Origin of the sequence: Clostridioides sp. ES-W-0018-02, from assembly GCF_020658175.1 — a bacterium.
GTDB lineage: Bacteria > Bacillota > Clostridia > Peptostreptococcales > Peptostreptococcaceae > Clostridioides.
This window is the reverse complement of the sequence record NZ_JACVVY010000001.1, coordinates 797,844-814,545: the sequence shown is the minus strand read 5'-3', so window position 1 is coordinate 814,545 and position 16,702 is coordinate 797,844. Positions and strand designations below refer to the sequence as shown.

Below are 16,702 nucleotides of genomic sequence, written 5' to 3'. Positions count from 1 at the left end.
TTATATAATATTTTTTAAATAAAATTTATAAAATATATTTATAAAATATATTTTATATAAAAGTAAGACAATATTGACTTTAACTGGCTTTGGATTAGTGTAGCTACAATAATTTAACATATGATGTTATGTAAAAGTTAGATAAAATAAGAAAATTGAAAATTCTGAAATTAAAGATTATAATAAACGTTTACTTGATATATTCTTTTTTGTAATTGTAACATGCTTTTATTTTAAAATCAATAGTACATGTATAAAAATAAAAGGAATTTAAAGGGTGAAAAAATATTTTTAATATCTGATTGTAGTATATAAAAAGAAGATAAAAATTATTCTTGAATAAATTTATAATAATTTAAAATAAGTAAAATTTTGATAAAATAATTTGGAATGTATGCTTTGGGGACACTTTATATGGATATATTAATAAAAATAACGATTTAAATTAAGTATAAATGCCTTTTTAGTTCATTTGAGTAATGAAAAAATAAAACCAAAAAGTGTTTGACAATTTTGAATTTTAAGAATATAATTAAATTAAAATTATACACATATAAAAATTTGATTCGAATTATAAAAAGTGTAGAGTTGGATTTGAAATTCAAATTATTATACGTGAATAAAAATAAATAAAGAATAAATTATATTAAGGAGGGGTAGATGTGAGTAGTCAAGAAAGCAAACCAAAAGGAAACCTTATATCAAACTTTAGAGATGATATGAGAGACCCTAAAAAGAGAGCAGTATACACTTACTCAGGTTCTATAAATTTGGCATATAATTTTATAGGCTACTTTGTATCAACAGTAACAAACATATTTTTAACTGATGTAGCAAAGCTTGGGGTAATTATGGCAGGTGGTATGCAAATAATACAATCTTTCATAAAGATGGCTGTGGCTCCAATAACAGGGACTGTATTTGACAAACAACCATTTAAAAAAGGAAAATATTATCCTTGGCTTAGATATACACCAGCAGCATTAGCACTAACATATGGAGTATTTTTCATAGTTCCATTAATGAAAATAAGCCCAACATTACTTTTACCTTTAATGACAGCATTATTGTTAATAGCATCTTGTGCTCAGCAAGTAGTTTTCACTATAATCTATGCTATTTACCCTGTGGTTACTAAAACACCTAGAGACAGAGTTATAGGTTCGACTACTACAAATATATTCAAAGAAGTTGGAAAATTTTTAGTAGGTTTTTCATATCCGTTATTATTAGTTTTATTTGCAGATGTACTAGGTGGAGAAGGAATGGGTTATTTAGGTACTTATCTATTCTTTGCAGTAGGATGTCTTCTAGTATTTTGGTTTTCTTCAACAGAGATAATAAAGTCTGGAGCAGAAGCTGAAGTACTTCAAAAAGAAGAAAAACCAAAAATTAAAGCAAGTGAAATGCTAAAAGCTTTATTTACTAATGTACCACTTATGATGGCATTCTGTTTAGAGTTTCTTATATGCATAAGATCTATAGGGCTAGGACCTTTAGCTCCTTATTACTTTAAGTATGTAATAGAAGATGAACGTGGATTAGCAGTATTTTTAGCAATAATGCCTTTGGTAAGTGTAGGCTTTATGTTTTTCGCACCAGTATTTATAAGAATTTGTAAAGAACAAAAATTAGCTTCAATAATTTCTTTCTCTATATGTGCATTATGTCACTTGTTAGTTGCATGGACTCCTTGGGGGAGAACAACTTTAGGTGTAACTATGTTATTGGCAATTGGTGGAGGTTTCTCAAATGTAGTATCAATAATAAATCTTAACTTCTTTGCTGGTTCTTGTGATTATGGACATTGGAAATCAGGAAAAGATTTACCAGGTTTAAGTATGTCACTATATCCAGTTGCAATACAAGTAGGTGTATTACTTGCGACTACTATAAGAACAATTTTAATGAATTCAATGGGATATCAAGCTGATATGGTAGTTACAGCAGCAGTTAAAACAGGTTTTATAAATATGATTTCTTACTCTATGGCAATACCTTTAATAATAGCTGTTGTTATAGCAATCTTATATCCAGTAAGTGATAAAAAATTAAATCAAATAAGAGAAGAATTAAATCAAAGAAACGCTTAATAAAAAATTTGAGTAAATGACTTAGTTTAGTTGTGAGAGTAAGTAGACGCAATAGCGTTTATATAAATGAAAATACATATACAGAGGGGGCTTTTAAAAATGATAGAAAAATTATTGAGAAATACAGTAAAAGAATTACATCAATATGTTCCAGGTGAACCAATAGAAAAAGTAAAAGAAAAATATGGTGTAAAAGAAATAATAAAACTAGCTTCAAATGAAAATCCTCTAGGACCATCACCAAAAGCAATGGAAGCTATGATTGAAATGTTAAAACAAGGTCAACTTTATCCAGAGCCAGAAGCTAATGAACTTAGAAGAAAATTAGCTGAAAAATTGAATCTAAAAGCAGAAAATTTCATTGTTGCTAATGGAGCAGATAACGTTATCACGCTAATAGGTGAAGCTTTTATAAATAGAGGGGATGAAGTTATATACTGTGACCCAACATTCCCGTCTTATAGAACAGCAACTGTTAAAAATGAAGGAATACCAGTAGAGGTACCTTTAACAGAGGATTATAAGTATGATTTACAAGGTATATTAGATAAGATTACAGATAAAACAAAGTTAATATGTGTATGTAATCCTAATAATCCAACAGGAACAATTGTAGATGATAAAGAATTGGAAGAATTTTTAAAGAAAGTCCCTGAAAATATTATAACTATATTAGATGAAGCATATATAGAATTTTTAACAGTACCTAATTATGTGGATGGGCTTAAATATGTAAGAGAAAATTACAATGTTATAGTGACAAGAACTTTCTCTAAAATATATGGTCTTGCAGGACTTAGAGTAGGGTATGGTATTGCTAAAGATGAGATAATAAGAACTTTATTTACCGTAAAAGAACCTTTCTCTGCTAATCGTGTTGCGATAAGTGGAGCAACAGCAGCACTTGATGATGATGAATTTATAAAGGAGACATATGAGTTAAATAGAGTTGGAATGGATTATTTCAAAGACGAGTTCACAAAAATGGGATTTGATGTTGTAGATTCACAATCAAACTTCCTTTATGTAGATATGAAAACAGATATACCTAAGCTATTTGAAGACTTAAAACAAAAAGGTTTTGTAATAAGACCAAATGCTACACATGCACGTGTAAGTATTGGAACTATGGAAGAAAACAAGAAATTTGTAGCAGTTTTAAAAGAAATATTAAATCTTAAGGAAGAGCCAAGTATTGGCTAATAGATAGAAATATTACGAAATGGGGTGTAACTATGAGTTTAAAAATAAACGCAGAGAGATGTAAAAGCTGTGAATACTGCGTTATATCTTGTAAAAAAGGAGCATTAAAAATATCCGATAATATAAACACAGAAGGATATACTCATGTAGAAGTCGATGAAAGCAAATGCATACTTTGTGGAATCTGCTATCAAGTATGTCCAGACAATGTATTTGAAATAATTAAAGAAGAAGCATGTCAAGAGGCTTAAAAGGAGTTGGGAGAATATGAAAAAAATGTGGAAGGGGAATCACGCCATTGCAGAAGCAGCTCTAAGAGGTGGTTGTGAGTTTTATGCAGGATATCCAATCACACCACAAACAGAGGTAATGGAATTTTTATCACATAGAATGTCTGAACTTGGAAGAACTTTTATACAATCTGAAAATGAAATGGCTGCTATATATATGGTATATGGAGCATATGCAAGTGGAATGAGGTCTATGACAAGTTCTTCAGGACCAGGAATATCTTTAAAACAAGAAGGAATCTCATATTTATGTGCAAATCATTATCCTTGTGTAATTGTAAATGTGCAAAGATGGGGACCTGGTCTTGGTTCACTAGATTCAGCACAAACAGACTACCTAAGAGACACTAGAGGGGGAGGAAATGGAGATTATCATCTAATAGTTTATGCACCAAATAGTATTCAAGAAACTGTAGATTTAATGTATAACTCATTTGATGTAGCGGAGAAATATAGAGTGCCTGTTGAAATTTTGACAGAAGCAGCTTTAGGTCAAATGATGGAACCAGTAGAGTTTCCTGAATTTAAGAAAAGAGAAGAAGACTTAGGTTGGACTTATGATGGAAGCAATAGAGACCATGCAAAAGTTCCAGATAACCAAAAACCAGCTTTTTGTATGGAAAAGCGTATGAGAATAACTGAAAATGAACAACAATGGGAAGATTATCAAGTTGAAGATGCAGAATATGTGTTTGTAGCGTTCGGGATACCATCAAGAACAACTATGAATGCGGTTAGAAGACTTAGAGAACAAGGCGAAAAGGTTGGAATAATAAGACCAATAACAGTGTGGCCTTTCCCATATAAAGCATTTGAAAAGGTAAATAAAGATGTAAAAGGATTTATCTCAGTAGAGTCAACTGATACAGGGCAGTTAGTAGAGGATGTTGCATTAGCTTCAAAGAAAATATGCAAAGAAAATGTACCTGTTTATGGATTATTTAGTGGAAATCATATACCAAAAACATTACAAGTAATGGACACTTACAGCAAAATAAAATCTGGCGAAATTAAGGAGGTGTTCTAATATGGCTACAGATAGATTAACACCTAGCATTGTTTCAATACCAAATAAATTTTGCCCAGGTTGTGGTCATGGAATAGTAAACCGTATAATAGCAGAAGTGATAGAAGAAAATGGATATGAAAAAAATCATGTATTAACTTTAGGCGTTGGCTGTGTTTGTAATATGAATTTTAGCTGGAATGGAGATAAGATGCAAACCGCACATGGTAGAGCTTCATCTACAGCTATAGGAGTAAAAGTAGCACGACCAGATATGTTAGTTATGACTTATCAAGGTGATGGAGATGCATATGTTATAGGTCTTTCTGAAACATTAAATACTGCATATAGAAATCATAATATAACTGTGTTTGTAATAAATAACAATAACTTTGCAATGACTGGTGGTCAAATGTCATGGACTACTATGCCAGGTCAAGTTACAACAACAAGTGTAAATGGAAGAGATATAAAAACTACTGGTAGTCCATTAAAAGTTCCTGAAATGGTGGCAAATTACTTTGATGTAGCCTATGTAGCAAGAGGTTCAGTTCATAGTCCAAAAGAAATAATTAATCTAAAAAAATATATAAAAAATGCTATAGAAGCTCAATTGAATGGAGAGGGATATTCATTGGTTGAAATATTAGCACCTTGCCCAACTAACTGGGGTGTATCATTAGAAAAATCTATCCAGTGGATTGAAGAAGAAATAGTGCCATATTATACTCTTGGCGAATTTAAGCAAAGGGATGGTGAATAGTTATGGAAAAAGAGTTAGTATTTGCAGGATTTGGTGGTCAAGGAGTCTTAACTTTAGGTTTAATTGTGGCTGAATCAGCACTTGAATTAGGAAAACAAGTTACTTGGATGCCAGCATATGGTCCAACTATGAGAGGTGGAAAAGCATATAGTGTGGTTAAGTTTTCTGATGAGAGTATAGGTGGACCTGATATGGAAGAAATAGATGTTTTAGTAGCAATGAATAAGCCATCCTTAGATTATATAAATTTAGTAAAAGAAGGAGGAACAGTAGTTATTAATACGTCTGCTATAGATGAAAATATAGTATTAAGAGAAGATGTAAATGTAGTTAAAATAAATTGTCAGGAATTAGCTCAAAAGGCAAACAATCCAAAAGCCGCAAATGTAGTAGTTCTTGGAGCATTGGTTGCAAAAACAGGATTATTTGAGAAAGAATTAGCTATAAAAACTATGTGTGATTTCTTTGAGGAAAAAGGAAAAGGCAAATTTAATGTTCAAAATGAAGCAGCATTCATGGAAGGCTATAATAACGCCATTTAATAAATTACCCTTATCTTAAGTGATTCATCTCAAGATTTAGCAAATCTTAAGTGCCAAGAGAAGCTTTATCTTGAGATGGAATTTACTTAAAATCACAACTATAAACATATAGGAGAGTGAATTTATGAGTTTGGAAAAACTTATTAGACCAAAGAGTATTGCTATAGTAGGAGTTACTGATAAACTTGGTTTTGGTAGAAGTGCTGCACTTAGCATAGTAAAAAGTAAAGATACAGATAGAGTATATTATGTAAATCCAAAAAGAGAAGAGTTATTTGGCAGAAAATGTTATAAGACAATACAAGAAGTTCCAGAAGTTGTAGACTGTGTGGTAGTATGCACACCTAGAAATGTAGTTCCATCTGTATTAAAGGATTCTGGAGAATTAGGAACAAAGGCGGCAGTGGTATATGCTAGTGGATTTGCAGAAGAAGGAACAGAAGATGGAGTAGATTTAGAAAATCAACTTATAGAAATATCTAATACATATGATATGAAAATATTAGGTCCAAACTGTATGGGATTACTAAACTGTATAGATAAAGTTAATCTATGGGCTGGTGGTTCTAAGTGGGATTTGGATACTAAAAAACCAGGGATAGGAATTGTAGGGCAAAGTGGATTTATAACTGCAGAAATTGTTTCAAGTGATTATTTTAATATATCTTATGGTTTTTCAACAGGAAATGGAAATATAGTTACACTAGAAGATGCAGTAGATTTTCTTGTAGATGATAATTATGCATCAGTAATAGCTATTTATCTTGAGGGACTAAAAAATCCTCAAAAATTTATAAATGCACTAAAAAAAGCAGCTCAAAAAAGAAAACCAGTAATAATCTTGAAGTCAGGAAGGTCAGAAAAAGGAGCTATATCAGCTGCTTCCCATACAGGAAACTTAGCTGGTTCAAGTAAAGCTTTTGAAAGTATTTTTGAAAAGTATGGAGTAATTTCTGTAGAGAATTTAGAACAATTTATGAGTTTAGCTCAGGCTTTTAGTGTCTTAGAGGGTAATTTACCTAAAAATTCTAATTTTGCAGCAATAAACTTCTCAGGCGGAGAAAATACTATTTGTGCAGATTTAGCAGAAGAAAATTGCGTAGAACTTGCAGAAATATCTGCTGAAACTAAAGAAGAGATGAAAAAATATCTTCCAGGATTTGCAACACCTAAAAATCCATTGGATGCTACGACTGCACTATTCCATGAAAAAGATATGATAGTAGGATTATTACACACATTTGATAAAGATGATAGTGTTGGATTTACTATGATAGGTGCAAATATAAGAGATGAAGAAAATGAAATGCATGAGACTCTTTGTCAAGCTGTAAGCGAAGCTAGAGAGCAGGGATTAAAGAAACCTGTATTTGCAGTTCCTACACTTGAAGGAAATAGATATCTGAATTATAGGGCTAGGTTAGAAAACAGCCAAGTACCTATAATGTCATCAGTTGGGACTACATTTACTTGTTTCAATAAAATGGCTAAATTTGTAGATTATGATTATTCAAAGAGAACTTTAGAATTTGAAGCTGTTAAGAAAAGAAACTCAAATAATGTAGTAGCTTTATCGGAATTAGACAGTAAAATTGAAATGAAGAAATATGGAGTACCAGTGCCAGGTCAAGGTATTGCAAAAAGTATTGATGAATTGGATGAAATTTTAAATTATATAAACTATCCTGTTGTCCTAAAAATAAACTCTTCAGAGATATTACACAAGTCTGATGTTGGAGGAGTCAAAGTAGGAATTAATAATAGAGAAGAGGCAGTAAACGCATATAATGAGATTTTAACTAACGTAAAAGAAGCAAAGCCAAATGCCAAGATTGATGGTATATTGGTTCAAGAAATGGTTGAAAGTGGAATAGAAATAATTATTGGTATAACTAATGATGACCAGTTTGGACCAATGTTATTGGTTGGTTTAGGTGGAGTATTTGTAGAAGTATTTAAAGATACTACTTTATATCCTTTGCCTATAAATCATGATGAAGCTATAATGATGCTTAAGAAGTTGAAATCATTTAAGCTTTTAAATGGATACAGAGGTAGTGAACCTTGTGATGTTGATGCTCTTGCAGATATGATGGTTAAATTAGGTAAATATGCTTATGAAAACAAGGATGAGGTTAAGGAAATAGATTTAAATCCTGTGTTCGTATATCCTAAAGGAAAAGGTGTATGTGTAGTAGACGCCTTAATAGTTAAATATAAATAGTTAACAAGTTTTGGTATTCAACCATAATTAAAGTACTGACTGAAAATCACACTAATTTATAGATTGTGATTTTCAGTCACCCCACATTTAATACACCTTATCTATTATACTAAAAATTTTAATGGTAATATTTTTATATTGTTACAGGTGGATTTGTTGGTGCTGAATATGTACGAGTAGCCAATTCTTGGTCCACAAAGAATAACCCACCTTCTCCAGCAAGTTTAACACGTTTTATATTGTCTTCGCAAGTTGTCTCTTCTTCTGCTTGTTCAGATATAAACCAAAGTAAGAATTGAGAAGTTCTAAAGTCTGCTTCAGAGTTTGCTACAGCAGCTAGATTGTTTATTAAAGCAGTAACTTTTTGTTCATGAGCTAATGTACGTTCAAGAACATCCATTGCAGAAGTGAAGTCTGCATCTGGCATTGGTATAGCATCAAGCTGAACATTTCCTCCTACATTATGTAAGTATTTGTAGAAATACATAGCATGGTCTGTTTCTTCTTTATATTGAACATAAAACCAATTAGAAAATCCTTTAAGTCCTTCTGCTTCAAGGTAAGAAGACATAGAAAGGTAAAGATATGCAGAATATAATTCATGGTTAATCTGTTCATTAAGTAATTTTTCCATTTTAGCTGAAATCATTTTTATACCTCCAAATTTTAAACGCTCTTATAAGATATAATAATATTAAATGGAAAAATATTCAACAAAAGTGATTAAATATTTTAATATTTTACATATTTAATCAAAACTTATACTACCATTAAAAAAATTATAGCTTACTATGGCTACAGAACCAATTAGTGGTGCATTTGCTCCAAAATTTGAATGCCTTATATTTATTTTTTTATATTTAGAAAAACTTGCTGAAGCAGTCAATTTCTTTAATAATGTATTTTCTATAAATGTACCAGGAATATTAAAGTCATAACCTATTATTATAGAACTACAATCAATTAAGGTAAGTGTATTTACTAATGCATATGATATATATGTACAAAATTCATCAAGTAAAAACATACCTAGATTATCCTTGTTATTGGCTTCATCTATTAACTTGACTAGAGAAAAATCTTTACAATTAATTAGTGGAGAATCTGGATAAATATGACTTAACGATTCAATTCTTTTAATTAACTTACTCACACTTGTATAATAGTCTAGACATCCATTATTGCCACAACTGCATACTGGACCACTAAAATTAATAGATGTATGCCCTATTTCACCACTTTGCCCTAAATTACCAGTGTGAAGTTTATTTTCTAATACTAAACCAGCTCCGATTCCATTCATTATATGTAGATATATATAATTTGGAATATCTTTACCTAGACCATACATTTTTTCAGCCAAAGCACCTGCATTAGCATCATTTATCAAAAATATAGGTAAATCAGATATTTCTCCTATAAAATTTACTATGTTTAGGTTTGATACGTTTCCAAAGTCTGGAGGATTTAATATTATACCATTTATATTATCTACAGGACCTATTGAAGAAATCCCAATTCCAATTATATCTCTTTTGTTATTTTTCATTATTTTAGAAAACATTCGTTTTATTATATCTTTTAAAACGTCATTTGACAGATATTTAGGGTAAGTCTCAAAAAGTTGTTTGACAATATTACCTTTTAAATCTGCAATGATTACCTTACAAATATTTCTTCTTATCAAAATGCCACAAACACAAGGAGAGATATTAGAAATATCTAATAAAATAGGTTTACGACCTGATGAATGTGCATTTAAAGTTGATGATTCTATCTCTCTAATCATATTTTCATTAATAAGTTCAGTGACTAGGTTTGATAAAGTCATTTTAGTAAGACCTGTAGATTTAGCTAAATCAACTCTAGACATAGGAGTATTTGTAGAAAGTAGTTTCAGTATTATTAACTTATTTTTAATTTTTACATCTTTTATGTTAGAACCTTGTTTGTTGCTCATCGTAGATCTCCTTAAAAAAGTTAAGTATTTTTATGTATTTTCATATATATACTATGACCTTATAATAGAATAACATTTGATTAAGTTCGAAAATACCATTAATTAGAATATATCACATTATATATTAGAATAGCACTAAAAATATGTTATAATAGTATGAAAAAATATTAGAGTAAGTTAAGGTATACAATAATAAATTAGGATTTGAGGTGAAATACTTATAGATAAATATACAAAAGAAGAATTGATACAAACACTAAGAGTTGTATCTTCAGTTATCGTAAGATGTGAAAAAGCACAACTAAAGTTTATGGAAGGGACTTCTCAACACTCACTCCTTAAGAATAGGATAAAAGCAATGTATATTTCAAAATCATTAATAACAGATGAAAATATAATTGATAAATATACAAAAGAAGAATTAATAGAAGCACTACGACCTGTATCTTCAAGTATAGGCAAATGTGAAAAAGCACAGTCAAAATTTGCAGAGGGTACTACTAATTACAAACGATTTAGAAATATAATAAAAGCAATGTATATTTCTAAATCATTAATAACAGACGAGATTAATAGAAGAAGTTAGATTCCAGATTTTTAAGTTATTAGAAGCTTATTTTTTAGGTTATTTTGAAAAAATAATTATTCCTATTTCTAAAATGGGAAAGTCATTTTATATAATCAATTAGAATAATAGTCATCCACTTAAATGCTATATTTTTGTGCCCTTTCTTAACTTTTTCATATCTAAAATTTTCTATTTTAATATCATGATGAAGGATTAGTCATACCTACTACACTTGTTACTATAATATTTCTGCTTAAATTTATTACAATTGTTCCTGCACATGTAGTTACAAATACAACAATAAGGGTTTCAAGAGCAAAACCGAACATTAAAGAAAGAAGCAGTGAAATATTGATTGTTATTTTTCTCATTAACTGTAAAATAACAATTAGTACAATAAATAGAAAGAACAGTGTAATAGCAAATAACATGCAAATGATAAATGATAATATGATTTTTGAAAAAAACAAATCCTAAATTGTCTTTGTGCTGTTATTGAAAAGAGCTACAGTACCACCAGTCAGTACAGGTATTAAAGATAGGAGCAGAAGAGAAATCATTTTTTTGACTCCTTGGTTCTTATCTCCTACGCAATACATTATATTTCGTTTATTCAAATAAAGCAATAAAAGATATCTTTTATTGCTTTTTATAATATGTTTATTCAATAGTGAAAGTCTTATATAATTTTTATTAAGTTTTTATATGCAATAAATTTCATTATTGTATAATATTAAAATGAATACAAAGTGTATTTACTATCTTTTATTACAAATTGTTACCAAATATGTATACATTAGAATTAAAAAATGGAAAATTGTAACTAAAATGTAAATTTTTTCTCTAATCTATCTAATATTATGGAAACTTTTTGTAATTTATGATATAATAAGAAACATATAATTATTAAATTATAATAAATGACTATAGCGTAGATGTATTACTATGTTATAGTCATTTTTGGATTAAACTTGATATATCAAGGGGGAAGAATATGAGAACAATTAAAAGAGTTTTAGCATTAGGTTTAACATTAGCTATATTTCTAATGAACGCACCTAATGTAAGTGCATTAACATCAGATACCATTAAAGGTAAGAACATATACGAGACGGCTGGATTAATAGCAGATAAAACGAGTTATGATACAGCAATTGTGGTAAATATGGATAGTTCTATAGCAGATGGTCTTTCAGCAAGTGGTCTTGCTGGTGCTGTAGATGCTCCGATTTTACTTGCTCAAAAAAGTAACATACCAAATGAGACAAAACAAAGATTAAAAAATGTAAAAAAGATATACATAATAGGTAAAGAGTTATCAATAAGTAAGTCAGTAGAAACTGAACTGAAAAATACAGGAGCACAAGTAACTAGATTAGGTGGAGATGATAGAATAAAGACTAGTTATAGTGTTGCCAAAGAAGTAAGTAGCATTAAAAAAGTTGATGAAGTTATATTAACTAATGCATATAAAGGAGAGGCTGATACTATAAGTGCTGCACCTGTCTCAGTAAGAGATGTAGCTCCTATAGTACTTACAGATGGAAAAAGTGTTCCTTTTTCAACAAGTAATGTAAAATCATATGCTGTAGGTGGAAGTATTTCTATGAGTACGAGTTTAGTTAACAAGACTAACTCTAAGAGACTTGGTGGTTCAGATAGATATGATACAAATAAAAAAGTTATAAAAGAATTTTATCCAGATTCATCAGAATTTTATTTAAGTGATGGATATGATTTAGTAAATGCTCTTACAGGTTCTACAATTGCTAAAGATAATCCAATTGTATTAGTATCAGAAGATAGTGATAAATCCATACTAGCAGGAGCAGATAAGATTACTAGATTAGGCTCAATAAGCGATAGTGTATATAATAAGTGTGTTTCTGCTGCACAGAATAATGGTGATTCGTCTACAAAAGGGGATTCACCTATGAAAGATGAGACAAGTATATTAGGTGAACCAACAGCTAGCTTAGAAGCTTGTTTAAAATGGGCAAAATCTAAAAAAGCCAATGATTTATTTATAGAATTAATACCAATACTGTATGATACAGCTGTTCAAGAAGGTGTAAATCCTGTTTTAGCTGTAGCTCAATCAGCAAAAGAAACTGGTTTCTGTAATTTTGGTGGAGTATTAGATGCATCTTTTAAAAATCCTTGTGGACTTAAGACTTCTGTTGGTGGTTCTGATACTGACAAAAATGCACACTCAAAATTTGATACTTGGGAAGAGGGAATACTAGCTCAAATTCAACATTTATGTCTATATGCAGGACAACAGGGTTATCCACTTTCAAATCCAGTAGACCCTAGACATGAAAAATCTTTGTTTGGGAAAGCTAAAACAGTTGAAAGTCTTTCTAATAATTGGGCTGGTGGTCAATATGGACAAGACTTAGTTAGAATGATGGGAGAAATTGAGGCGATAAAGTAATTAAATTATTAATTTAATGGTTATATTTAATGAGTTTCATTAAATAACCAATTCAAAATTACAAATAAGGAAAATTTATTATGAAAAAGAGTAATGTTTTTAGTATTATATTTCCTACAATCATAATGTTATTGGTGTTTTTGACTTTTGCTACAGATATATTCAATATACCAGATATTCATTCTAAAGGGATTTTTGTAATAGGGATGATTTTAATTTTTCCAATTGCCTTTTTAATTCAAGGGATAGTTTGTGTATTGAGTAAAACCAACTGGATTTTATCACTTGTAGTATCTTTAATAACTTATATAATATTAATGTATATGTTTTTAAATGATTCAGCATATATCTATATTTTACTTTATGCCGCTTTTTATATGATTGGATATATAACCACTAAAATTTGTCAAAAAATGCAAATTTTTAAAAGATAAATTAACCAAAATATATTACTAAGGAAGTGTCTGCATTGATTTTTTTAAATCAAAAGATAGACACTTCTTTTATTGTAAAAATAAAATATTTATTTAAGAGGAAGTATTGTAAATAAAATTTAACTATTATCATTTTCTTTTAACAATTGTATACAATAAACCTGTAGTATAATTAAGATAGATAAAATAAAGGGAGGGATAATATGAATTTAATTGATAATCATATTCATACTAATTTTTCAAGTGATGGAAAGGATTCAATGGAAGATACAATAAAAAAAGCTATAAGTATAGGTGTTAGATATTTAACTTTTACAGACCATTTAGAACATGATGAAGGGAAGGGATTTTGTATAGATTATAACAACTATGTCCCAGTGTTTAATACACTAAAAGAAAAGTATAAAAAGGATATAGAATTATTGTTAGGTGTTGAAGTAGGATATAGAAAACATTTAAAAAATGAAATAAAAGATGTAATAAGTTCACATCCTTTTGATTTTATATTGTGTTCAACTCATACAATTGATAACGTACCTGTTCCATCAAAAAAATACTTTGAAGGACTTAGCAAAGAAGATGCGTACTATAAATATTTTAATAGCATACTTGAAACTAATCATGAGTTTAAAGATTATAATATATATGGACATTTAGATTATATATCTAGATATGGGATATATTCAGATAACAGAGTAATATATAATGATTTTAAAGATATTATTGATGAAGTTTTAAAGTCAATAATTAATAATGGAAGTGGAATAGAGTTAAATACATCTGGTTATAGATATGGATTAAATGCCATACATCCAAATGAAGATATCTTAAAAAGATATAGAGAACTTGGTGGTTTTATAGTTACTGTAGGTTCTGACTCTCATAGAGTAGAAGATATCTGCAAAGATTTTGATGTGGCTTACGATATGCTTAAATATCTTGATTTTAAATATGTATCATTATTTAAAGAAAGAGAAACTTATTTTTTAAACATAGAAAAAGTTAAATCTAATAATATAGCATAAAGAACTAATATGGCATATAGAGTCTTTTTAAATAATTTGAAAGTTAGTATAAAAATTAATAGCAGAATATTGTATCCTCTAGGAAAATACTAGAGGTTTTTATTTTGTAAAAAATGATAATAGAGAAGAGTTTAAGTTTAAGAAAAATGATTGTCTCAAATTAGAAAACTATTACTATTATATTTAACTATTATATCTTTTTATTATGATATAATAGTTAAATACATTAACCTATCTTTAAACCATGCAAATTATTAGAAAGAAGGGATAAAGTTGTCTAATAAAAATAAAGAAAATATAACCTTAAGCAATCAAATCACAGAATCAACTCAACAAACTTTAACAAAAGAGGCTATACTACATATACCAATGAGCAACTATGCTTATGGCTATGATAGAGAAACATTACATATAAGAATTAGAACCAAAAAAAATGAGGCAAAAAAAGTGACCTTAAGGATAGGAGACCAATATGTATGGGACAAAGGAGGTGCAGGAGGAGGGAATCTAAATGCATCTGGACTTGGTTGGTCTGGTGGAACAAATATAACAATGAACAAAGAAGTAGAAACAGAATTATTTGATTATTGGATAGCTGAGTGTAAGCCTTTAAATAAACGTTCGAGATATGGATTTATAATAGAAGGTCAAGAAGAAAAAATTTTATTTACAGAGAAAAAGATAATAAAATTAGGAAACGAAAATGATGAAAAAGAGTTATGCGAAATAAGTAATTTTTTTGGATATCCATATTTGAATTATATAGATATACCTAAAGTTCCAGATTGGGTAAAGGAAACTATTTGGTATCAGATATTTCCTGATAGATTTGCAAATGGAAATCCATCTATAAATCCAGAAGGAGTAGATATATGGGGCGCTATTCCAACAAGAGATAATTTTACAGGTGGAGATTTACAAGGTGTAATAGACCACCTAGATTATTTGAGCGATTTAGGGATAAATGGAATTTATTTTTGTCCTATTACAGTTGGAAAAACTAATCATAGATATGATACGATGGACTACATGGAAATAGACCCTACCTTAGGTGATAAATCTACTTTGAAAAAACTAATAGAAGAAGCCCATAAAAGAAATATAAAAATAATGTTGGATGCTGTATTTAATCATATAGGATATTATTCTAAGCAGTGGCAAGATGTAGTTAAAAATAAGAATAATTCGAGATATAAAGATTGGTTTTATATAAAAGATATAAGTAAAGTTGATACTCCAATAGAAGAAATAGATGAAAAAAACATACCTTATGAAACTTTTGGGTGTGAAAAATACATGCCAAAACTTAACACAGAAAATTCAGAAGTAATAGAATATTTATTGCGTGTAGGGAGGTATTGGATACAAGAATTTGATATAGATGCATGGAGATTGGATGTATCAAATGAAGTAGATCATGTTTTCTGGCGAAAATTCAGACAAGAGATTAAAAGAATAAAACCTGATATATATATATTAGGAGAAATTTGGCATGGAAGTTTACCATGGTTGATGGGAGACCAATTTGACTCAGTTATGAATTATTTAATGTCAGAAGCTATGAAACAATTTTTTTGTACAAATGAGATAAATGCTGAAGAATTTAAATACATGATAAATGATGTAATAGTAAGCTATCCAATGCAAGTTAATGAAGTTATTTTTAATTTACTTGGAAGTCATGATACTACTAGAATATTGAGCTATGCTGATGGAAATGTGGATAAATTTAAACTTGCATATTTGTTTATGTTTATACAATCAGGAGGTCCGTGTATATACTATGGTGATGAAATAGGAATGCAAGGAGAACTAAGTCCAGTATCTGAAGGACAAAGAAAATGTATGGAATGGAATGAAGGAAAGTGGAATAAAGATATACTTGATTTTATGAAGAAGATTATTAGACTTCGTAAATCAAATAGAGAACTTAGAACTGTATCAAATGAATGGATACTAGCAGATAAAGAAAATGGAACAATTATATTAAGGAAAGAATCTATTACAATAATAATAAATAATTCATCCAAAGATTTAACCTTAAGATTACCAGATTATTTGGTAAATAGAAAAGTAAAAGATTTATATGAAGAAAAAATAGTTGATTTAAAGAAAGAAATAACATTAAAAAAATACAAGTTTATTATTTTAAAATAA

The 16,702-nt window shown here is 29.2% G+C and carries 14 protein-coding genes; 12 read left to right on the top strand and 2 right to left on the bottom strand.

The features are described from left to right. Positions 1-662: 662 nt before the first annotated feature. From IC219_RS03755 to IC219_RS03725, 7 genes are all read left to right on the top strand, one after another. Positions 663-2,093 carry an MFS transporter gene (locus tag IC219_RS03755; protein WP_227434873.1) on the top strand — a complete coding sequence of 477 codons (1,431 nt, stop codon included), beginning with the start codon at positions 663-665 and terminating at the stop codon, positions 2,091-2,093. 99 nt (positions 2,094-2,192) lie between these two features. Further along, positions 2,193-3,296, top strand: coding sequence for a histidinol-phosphate transaminase (gene hisC, locus IC219_RS03750; protein WP_227434871.1), 1,104 nt, complete (start codon positions 2,193-2,195; stop codon positions 3,294-3,296). Positions 3,297-3,328: 32 nt separating this feature from the next. Next, positions 3,329-3,547 (top strand): indolepyruvate ferredoxin oxidoreductase subunit alpha, encoded by a 219-nt coding sequence (locus tag IC219_RS03745; RefSeq protein WP_227434869.1) that lies wholly within the window; start codon positions 3,329-3,331, stop codon positions 3,545-3,547. A 16-nt stretch (positions 3,548-3,563) separates the two neighbouring features. Beyond that, positions 3,564-4,613 carry a 3-methyl-2-oxobutanoate dehydrogenase subunit VorB gene (gene vorB, locus IC219_RS03740; protein ID WP_227434866.1) on the top strand — a complete coding sequence of 350 codons (1,050 nt, stop codon included), beginning with the start codon at positions 3,564-3,566 and terminating at the stop codon, positions 4,611-4,613. 1 nt (position 4,614) lies between these two features. After that, entirely contained in the window at positions 4,615-5,355 is a 741-nt protein-coding gene (locus IC219_RS03735) for a thiamine pyrophosphate-dependent enzyme (protein WP_227434863.1), read from the top strand. Between the two features lie 2 nt (positions 5,356-5,357). Further along, positions 5,358-5,897, top strand: a complete 540-nt coding sequence (locus IC219_RS03730; protein ID WP_227482504.1) for a 2-oxoacid:acceptor oxidoreductase family protein — start codon at positions 5,358-5,360, stop codon at positions 5,895-5,897. A gap of 124 nt (positions 5,898-6,021) precedes the next feature. Continuing rightward, positions 6,022-8,121, top strand: coding sequence for an acetate--CoA ligase family protein (locus tag IC219_RS03725; protein WP_227482505.1), 2,100 nt, complete (start codon positions 6,022-6,024; stop codon positions 8,119-8,121). Between the two features lie 133 nt (positions 8,122-8,254). Here IC219_RS03725 and IC219_RS03720 read toward each other — a convergent pair whose 3' ends face one another. Then, positions 8,255-8,770, bottom strand: a complete 516-nt coding sequence (locus IC219_RS03720) for a ferritin (protein WP_227482506.1) — start codon at positions 8,768-8,770, stop codon at positions 8,255-8,257. 99 nt (positions 8,771-8,869) lie between these two features. Next, complete coding sequence (locus IC219_RS03715; protein ID WP_227830632.1) at positions 8,870-10,081, bottom strand: ROK family transcriptional regulator; 1,212 nt, start codon at positions 10,079-10,081, stop codon at positions 8,870-8,872. A gap of 244 nt (positions 10,082-10,325) precedes the next feature. On the opposite strand from IC219_RS03715, the gene IC219_RS03710 reads away from it, so the two are divergent. The 5 genes from IC219_RS03710 to IC219_RS03690 all read left to right on the top strand — a co-directional run bounded on the left by IC219_RS03710 (position 10,326) and on the right by IC219_RS03690 (position 16,702). Then, on the top strand, positions 10,326-10,667 hold the full coding sequence (locus IC219_RS03710) for a hypothetical protein (RefSeq protein ID WP_255612860.1): 342 nt from the start codon (positions 10,326-10,328) through the stop codon (positions 10,665-10,667). A 976-nt stretch (positions 10,668-11,643) separates the two neighbouring features. Next, a complete protein-coding gene (locus IC219_RS03705) occupies positions 11,644-13,086 on the top strand; it encodes a cell wall-binding repeat-containing protein (RefSeq protein ID WP_227434856.1) in 1,443 nt (480 codons plus the stop codon). Between the two features lie 80 nt (positions 13,087-13,166). Further along, complete coding sequence (locus IC219_RS03700; RefSeq protein ID WP_227434853.1) at positions 13,167-13,520, top strand: hypothetical protein; 354 nt, start codon at positions 13,167-13,169, stop codon at positions 13,518-13,520. A 203-nt stretch (positions 13,521-13,723) separates the two neighbouring features. Continuing rightward, complete coding sequence (locus tag IC219_RS03695) at positions 13,724-14,545, top strand: histidinol-phosphatase HisJ family protein (RefSeq protein ID WP_227434851.1); 822 nt, start codon at positions 13,724-13,726, stop codon at positions 14,543-14,545. A gap of 273 nt (positions 14,546-14,818) precedes the next feature. Further along, entirely contained in the window at positions 14,819-16,702 is a 1,884-nt protein-coding gene (locus IC219_RS03690; protein ID WP_227830631.1) for a glycoside hydrolase family 13 protein, read from the top strand.